3 protein-coding genes and 1 pseudogene are annotated in these 3,723 nt (G+C 75.0%); all 4 read left to right on the top strand.

All coding sequences use genetic code 11. The features are described 5' to 3' along the window. Positions 1-395: pseudogene (locus D471_RS34170) on the top strand (hypothetical protein); the annotation flags it as partial. Then, positions 392-1,396 carry a CocE/NonD family hydrolase gene (locus D471_RS0112515; protein ID WP_017598924.1) on the top strand — a complete coding sequence of 335 codons (1,005 nt, stop codon included), beginning with the start codon at positions 392-394 and terminating at the stop codon, positions 1,394-1,396. The pseudogene D471_RS34170 and the gene D471_RS0112515, both read left to right, overlap by 4 nt. Next, entirely contained in the window at positions 1,393-2,823 is a 1,431-nt protein-coding gene (locus D471_RS0112510; RefSeq protein ID WP_017598923.1) for a YcaO-like family protein, read from the top strand. Before D471_RS0112515 ends, D471_RS0112510 begins: the two co-directional genes overlap by 4 nt. Positions 2,824-3,004: 181 nt before the next feature. Next, a partial coding sequence (locus D471_RS0112505; RefSeq protein WP_026127661.1) for a nitroreductase family protein occupies positions 3,005-3,723 on the top strand: 719 nt, incomplete at its 3' end.

Here is a 3,723-nt window from a genome sequence, read left to right as displayed (position 1 = left end):
GGCTCGACGCGCTGCCGAGCCAGGGCGTCGCCTGGCTGCGCGCCTACCGCGAGGGCGAGAACGGTTTCGTCGATCCGATCTGCCTCAGCGCGGACGACCCCGGATCCGCGCAGGTGTACCGGCGACGCCTGGCGGCGAGCCTGGTCCCCCGCGAACTCGACACCTGGCGGCGCGCGGCCGTGGCCGACGCACCCCCCTCGCCCGCCGCGCGCATGCTGCTGACGAGCCGACTGCTCACCCTCGCCCTGGCGTGGGCGCAGGACTCGGACGCGTTGGAGGGCTACCGCGGCACCCTGTGGAAGCTGGTCCCCGCCACCGGCACGATCAGTGAGCACCCCGTCCTGGCCTACGACCCGCCGTCCGCCCTCGACCGGCAAGCGCGTCAGCGGGTATGACCGAGGAACACGGACGCGAACACCTGTGCCGAGGAGGCGACGGCACCGCCCTACGCGGGCGGATCTGGGAATGCGCGGACCCAGAGGGCCTCGTGGTGATCCGCACCCCCTACGACGCCGACCAGCACGAGACGACGGCACGCTCATGGAACGCCCGCGGATACCACTGCCTCGTCCAGGACGTGCGCGGACGCTACCGGTCAGCGGGAGCATGGTCCCCCTACGCACACGAGGGGGACGACGGCGGACGGGTGATCGCCCACCTGCTCGACGAGTACGACGGGCTGCCGCTGGTCCTCTTCGGCGCCTCCTACGCCGCCCACACGGCGTTGGAGGCCGCCCGGGCCGTGACACGCGAGGGCGCGTCCCCGGTCTCGGCGATCATCGCCCTCGTCCCCGCCCTCGGACTGGCCGAGACCGCGTGGGACGCCCAGGGCTCCCCGCAGATCCCGCACCGCATCGGCTGGTGGCACGAACACGGACGCCACCGGCGCTCCCGGCCCCCGCTGCCCGCGGGCGAACTCGACCGACGCGTCGCACAGGCACGCGAGCGGGGCGTCGTCGAGGCCGCCGAGCACTGGGGCTGGTCGCCGTCGGCGTTGACCGGCTGGCGGCGGCTGTGGAGCGCGGAGCGTGTGGACCTGGCGTCGCGCTACGGCCACATCGACGTGCCACTCCTGGTGATCAGCGGCGATGACGACTTCTTCCACGACGACGCCCGGCGGCTCGCGCGCGCGTGGAGCGCCCCGAACCACTTCGCCAGCGGTCCCTGGGGACACCGCCTGGCCGCAGGCGTCGCCGACCCGACCCTGCGGTCCGGTATCAGGGCCGCGGGCGGACTGACCCACATCATCGACCCGTGGCTGGCGGCCCAGGGACTGCCCGGCGCCCCGGCGGAGTGGACCGGGATCCTCACGGCCGCGTCCGTGTCCGCGTCCCGCACCCGGTCGACCCTCGATCCCGCGTCAGGGGCCTGGCGCCACGAAAGGACCTCACCGTGACCCTCCCCACGACCGTGCGGCACCGCCCGGGTACCGCCGAGAACACCGCCACCGGGGCCGACCACCCCATGCCCGTGGAGGCGCTCGTCGACCCCGAATGCGGTGTCATCCGATCCGTGCGGGCCGTGCCGCACCCCGCCGGCGCTCCCGCCGCCTACATCGGACTGACCGCGGCCGTCGCCGACGCCCGACAGCTCGGTGAGTGGCCGGCCGACCGCGTCTCGCTGGGCACGTCGTTCGACGACGTGGCGCAGGCCAGGATCGCCGCGATCGCCGAAGGGGTCGAGCGTTACTGCGGGAACTGGCTTCCCGCGGACCTCCCCGACGACGAACTGCGCATCGGATCCCGAGCGGAACTGCTGGCCGCCGGCCGCCACCCGATCGACCTCGGTGACCTGCCCCTGTTCGCTCCGTGGCAGTACACCCGCGCCGGGTTTCCCTACCAGCCCCTCACCGAGGACACCCCCACCCTCTGGGCGCGCTGCGACGACCCCGACGGCGCCGCGGTCTGGATGCCGGCCTCGCTGGTCCACCTCAACTGGAGGCAGTCGCGCTTCCGGCACCTGCCGCGCGTCCACCACCTGAACTACGCCGGGATCGCCACCGGGCAGGGGGTCGACGACGCGCGGGACCGAGGGGTCCTGGAGATCATCGAACGCGACGCCCTCGAACTGTGGTGGCACCTGGACGGACCCACCTTCGGCATCGACCCCGCCAGCGTTCCCGGACTGGCCGACGACCTGCGCGGCGGTTCCCTGGACGTGTCCCTGGTGGCCATGCCCTCGGAGTTCGCCCCCGCCGTGGCCGCACTCGTGCACGACGGGGAACGCGGCCTGTACGCCGCGGGGTTCTCCGCCTCGCTCGACCCGGTCAGGGCCGCCCGCAAGGCCGTCCTCGAAGCCGTCCACACCTGGGTCTACACCCAGGGCTGCACCGCCGCCGACGGGTGGGTCTTCCGCGCCGTCGAGCAGGGCCTGATGGCCCGCGGCCTCTATCTCGACTTCCGGGCCGACGCCACCTACCTCGACGCCGCCGGCGCCCAGTGCGAGCACGTCGTCGACCTGGGCGCGCACGTCCAGCTCTGGCTCGACCCCCGGGTCCACGGAGAGGCCCGCCGCTTCACGGCGCCCGCTCTGGGAACCCGGCCGATCACCGCGGTTCCGACCGTGTCGATGGACGACGTCTACCGGCGGCTGGCCGCCCGCGGGCACCGCGTCCTCACCCGCGACCTGACCACGAGCGATGTCCGCCGCACCCCGCTCCGGGTGGTGCGGAGCTTCGTCACGGGGCTCGTCCCGAACGCCCCGGCGGCCTTCGCCTACCTCGGCATGCCCCGCTTCCAGCACGCGGCGCTCGAACGGGGGTGGCGCACCTCCTGGGACGGGAGCCCCACGGACGTCACCCTCGTTCCGCCCCCGCACATGTGAGTCCGCCCCCATGCCCCGCTCCTCTCCACCGAACCCCTCTCCGACCGGTGCGCGACGCGGTCCGGCCGACCCCCCGCGCCTGCCGCCCGCACTGGCACGCGCCTTCGCAGCCGAGACGCCGGGTCCGCCCCGCCCGCCCGGGCCGCGCGCCAATCCCTGGCGCCGGGCCGGAGCCGACCCGGTGGCGGTACCGGAACGTGAACGTGCCCTGCTCGACGGCCTGTGGCGCGGCTCAGGACACCACCGCCTGGCCGACGGGACGGTGACCCGAGTCCCCAGGCGCCCGGTGCCCTCCGCGGGAGCGGCCTACCCCGTGCACACCCACCTGGTCGTCGGCGCGGACGGCCCTCTGGAAGCGGGACGGTACGCCTTCGACCTGGAGCGCGGCACCCTCCTCCGGCGCGACGAGGACCGCGAACGGGAGGCGGGCTGGCCCGTCCCCGGCACGGGCGCCGACGTGGCGGGGACCCACCTGGTCCTGACCGTGCAACCCGGTCGAAGCTTCGGCCGGTACCGTCACCGGGCCTGGCCGCTGTGGATCGCGGACACCGCCTACGCCCTGACCGCCGTGGAGTTCCTGCGCGCTCCGGCCCCCGCCGCGGTCCGGCTGGGCCCCGGACCGCGGCTGCGCGAGCTCCTCGGAGTTCCGCGCGCGGCCGACCACGGCCGGTGGCTCACGCGCGGACTCGCGCCGGAGATCCCGCTGGCCACCGTCGAGCTGCCCGACTCCTGGTCGGTCCTCCCCGAGCGCCGGGACGCCCTGGCCGCGAGGCGTTCCCCGGCGATAGGCGAGTTCGAGGCCGCGGCGCGCACACACGATCCGCGGGCCGCGGACCTCGCGCGGGCCTCCGGGCAGGCCTGGGTGCTCGGGGCCCACCGGTTGGAGACGTGGTCCGTCGC

Origin of the sequence: Nocardiopsis lucentensis DSM 44048 (assembly GCF_000341125.1) — a bacterium.
GTDB lineage: Bacteria > Actinomycetota > Actinomycetes > Streptosporangiales > Streptosporangiaceae > Nocardiopsis > Nocardiopsis lucentensis.
The sequence above is the reverse complement of the archived record's forward strand: the minus strand, read 5'-3'. Positions and strand labels throughout refer to the sequence as shown.